At 46.1% G+C, this 3,817-nt stretch carries 3 protein-coding genes; all 3 read left to right on the top strand.

All coding sequences use genetic code 11. From position 1 onward, the window contains the following. The coding region (locus tag ACJMLT_RS08280; protein WP_405729308.1) for an alanine/glycine:cation symporter family protein at positions 1-745 on the top strand (745 nt) is incomplete at its 5' end. Between the two features lie 475 nt (positions 746-1,220). Next, positions 1,221-2,618 carry an alanine/glycine:cation symporter family protein gene (locus tag ACJMLT_RS08275; RefSeq protein ID WP_405729305.1) on the top strand — a complete coding sequence of 466 codons (1,398 nt, stop codon included), beginning with the start codon at positions 1,221-1,223 and terminating at the stop codon, positions 2,616-2,618. A 144-nt stretch (positions 2,619-2,762) separates the two neighbouring features. Continuing rightward, positions 2,763-3,817: alanyl-tRNA editing protein (locus ACJMLT_RS08270; RefSeq protein ID WP_405729302.1), on the top strand; the 1,055-nt coding region annotated here is incomplete at its 3' end.

The raw sequence follows: 3,817 nt of genomic DNA, 5'->3' as shown, positions 1-3,817 counted from the left end.
GGCAGGGTTCTACATTCTGGGGTGTCTGGTGATCCTGCTGATCAATGCAGCATACATTCCGGATACTTTTTCTGTGATTTTCAGAAGTGCTTTTGATCCTTCGGCTGCAGGCGGCGCCTTTGTGGGGGTATCCATTATGACCTGTATCCGCTATGGGGTTGCCAGAGGTCTGTTTACCAATGAATCCGGTCTGGGCTCTGCGCCCATCGTTGATGCGGCGGCAGCCACCAGAAATCCTTCCCGTCAGGCACTGATCTCTATGTCCGGCGTATTCTGGGATACAATCGTTGTCTGTCTGATGACAGGACTGGTGCTGGTTTCCACCATGCTGCGGGATCCTGTGGGCATGGAAGGTCTGGTGGGGGCAGAACTGACCTCTGCGGCCTTTGCCACGATCCCCACAGTAGGGCCCATTGTTCTGACCATCGGCCTGATCACCTTTGCGTGGTCTACCATTCTGGGCTGGTCTTACTATGGTGAACGGGCGTGGGTCTACCTGTGCGGTACAAAAGCCATCAAACCCTTCCGTATTGCGTGGACACTGGTGGTATTTGTGGGCTGTGCGGCGGCGCTGGAAGTGGTCTGGAATGTGGCAGATACCCTGAATGCCTGCATGGCCTTCCCGAATCTGGTTGCACTGCTGGGGCTGAGCGGCGTGATTGCTTCTGAAACGAAAAAATATGTCTGGACAGAGGGCGGTCTGGATCAGTGGATGGAAGATGAAGCCCCTATTGTTGATAAATAAAGCGAAAGAAGAGAGTTCCGGAAGGGACTCTTTTCTTTTTTACATTCGTGTTAAGAAAGTGTAAATTTTTGTGCAAAATAACGATAGCTGGATTATGGGAATTTGTGCGGATAAAATGAGTTCTGCTTGAAAATGCCTATTTTACTGGATTTTTATGGAAAAACGTTCAGTCGATGAAAAGAATAAATTTACATTATCTTAACGGACAAATGTCTTTCTTGGGGTCAAAAGCAACAAAAAATATTGATAAATGGAGGATAAAGTGCTGATATATTCTATGAAAGTGTTTTCGAATTTCCAGAAATTTGAAAAAATATCAAAAAATTCTTGCGCTATTGTGAATTTTTATGTATGATATAGGTGTGTTCCAAGTGGAATGATGTATGAGTATTTTTGCATAAACAGAAACCGCGGTCTGATAAGATACTGATGCACGCAATGATTTCATCTTCTTACAAAAAAAGGAGGAAAAACTATGTTAGAAACTTTCAACGGCTATGTAAGCGCAATCAATGGCGTAGTATGGGGTCCCATCATGCTGGTATTGCTGATTGGTACACATATTCTGCTGACATTCAGAACAAAATTCATCCAGAGAAAAACATTCACAGGTATTAAATTATCTGTAACACCTGATGCGGAAGCTTCTGGTGACGTATCTGGTTTCGGCGCGCTGGCGACAGCTCTGGCTGCTACCATTGGTACAGGTAATATCGTAGGTGTTGCTACTGCTGTAGGTACAGGTGGTCCCGGTGCTGTTTTCTGGTTGTGGTTCACAGGTCTCTTGGGTATGGCTACAAAATACGGTGAAGCAATTCTGGCTGTTAAATACCGTGTAAAAGCAAAAGATGGTTCTTACATTGGTGGTCCCATGTACGCTCTGGAAAGAGGTCTGGGTCAGAAATGGCTGGGCGTTCTGTTCGCTCTGTTCACAGCAATTGCATGTTTCGGTATCGGTAACATGACACAGGGTAACTCCATTGCTGAATCTGTAAATGGTACATTTGGTATTCCTAAAGTTGCAACTGGCGTTGTTCTGATGGTACTGACAGGTCTGGTAATTCTGGGCGGCGTTCAGTCTATTTCCAAAGTATGTGAAAAACTGATCCCTCTGATGGCTGGTCTGTATATCGTTGGTTGTATCGTGATTCTCTTCATTAACGGCGCATATATCGGCGATGCATTTGCAGTAATCGTGAAAGGTGCGTTCAATCCTCAGGCAGTTGGCGGCGGTTTCGTTGGTGCTACAGTAATCCAGTGTATCCGTGCCGGCGTATCCCGTGGTCTGTTCACAAATGAATCCGGTCTGGGTTCTGCTCCTATCGTAGACGCATGTGCAGCTACAAGAAACCCTGCAAGACAGGCGCTGATTTCCATGTCCGGTGTATTCTGGGATACAATCGTTGTATGTCTGATGACATCTCTGGTACTGGTAACTGCTATTCTGAAAGACCCCGTTGGTATGGACGGTCTGGTAGGTGCGCAGATGACAGCCGGTGCGTTTGGTGCGATCCCTGTTGTAGGTCCTGCAGTTCTGACATTCGGTCTGATCACATTTGCATGGTCCACAATTCTGGGTTGGTCTTACTACGGCGAACGTGCATGGGTTTATCTGGTAGGTGTTAAATCTATTAAACCTTTCCGTATTGCTTGGACAATCGTAGTTCTGGTTGGCTGCGTAGCGGCTTTGGACGTAGTTTGGAACGTAGCTGATACACTGAATGCTTGTATGGCATTCCCCAACATGGTTGCTCTGATTGGTCTGTCCGGCGTTATTGCGTCTGAAACGAAAAAATATGTTGATGACAAAGATGCTGAAGCTGGCGGTCTGATGAAATGGATGGATGACGTTGCTCCTCAGCTGGATAAATAATCCTGTGCAGCTCATCTGAAAATCAAATGATTCTTAAAAGATGAATTTAAGCGGTGTACGAAAGTATACCGCTTTTTCTTTTGATTTCTGTGTGAGTATGATATACTTATACATTATGAATCAGTAAAAAACGGAGGAATACCCATGACCGAAAAATTATATTATCAGGATGCATATGCAACAAAATTTACTGCAAAGGTACTGGAATGTACCGAAGACAAAAAGAACTGGAAAGTTGTTCTGGACAGAACCCTGTTTTACCCCGAAGGCGGCGGACAGCCTGCGGATATGGGGACACTGGGCGGCGTGAAGGTGCTGGATGTTCATGAAAAGGACGATATCGTGACACACACAACAGATAAACCTCTGGAAGTGGGCACAGAAGTAGAAGGCGAGATCGACTGGGAACGTCGTTTTGACCTGATGCAGAACCACTCCGGCGAACATATCCTCAGCGGTGTCATCTGCGCAAAATATGGCTGTGATAACGTTGGTTTTCATATGGGCAAGGAAATGATCACCATTGACCTGAATACAAAAATTCCCGAAGAAGACCTGCCCTGGCTGGAAGAAAAGGCGAATGAAGCTATCTGGAACAATGTTCCCGTGGGTATCCGTTATCCTTCCAAAGAGGAACTGGACGCGCTGGAATACCGCAGCAAAAAAGAACTGGAAGGTCAGGTTCGTATTGTAAACGTAGGTACATACGATTGCTGTGCCTGCTGTGGTACTCATGTGAAACTGGCAGGTGAAGTGGGGCAGATCAAGATCATCAGTGCGCAGAATTATAAAGGCGGCACAAGACTGGAACTGCTTTGCGGCAAACGTGCCCTGCAGGATTTCAGAAAGAAAAATGATGTTTCCGCAGAAGCAGGCAGACTGCTTTCCGTTCCTGCGGAAAAAGTGGATATGGCAGTGAAAAATGTGCTGGCAGAAAGAGATGAACTGAACCAGACATTAACACAGCTGAAATGGAAATACTTCAATCTGAAAGCGGAACAGGTGGCAGAAGGTACAGAAAATATCCTCTTCTTTGGCGAAGGGCTGAACAGCAAGGATATGACCCACTTTGCAGACCTGCTGCTGAAAAAAGGTGCAAAGAGAACAGCAGTGTTCTCTCCCAGCGGGGATGGCTTTGCTTTTGTTCTGCTGAGCAGTGAAAAAGACGGCAGAGACTTTGCCGATGCCATGAAAGAACC

The sequence above is a fragment of the Anaerotignum sp. genome (assembly GCF_045122575.1).
GTDB lineage: Bacteria > Bacillota > Clostridia > Lachnospirales > Anaerotignaceae > Anaerotignum_A.
The sequence above is the reverse complement of the archived record's forward strand: the minus strand, read 5'-3'. Positions and strand labels throughout refer to the sequence as shown.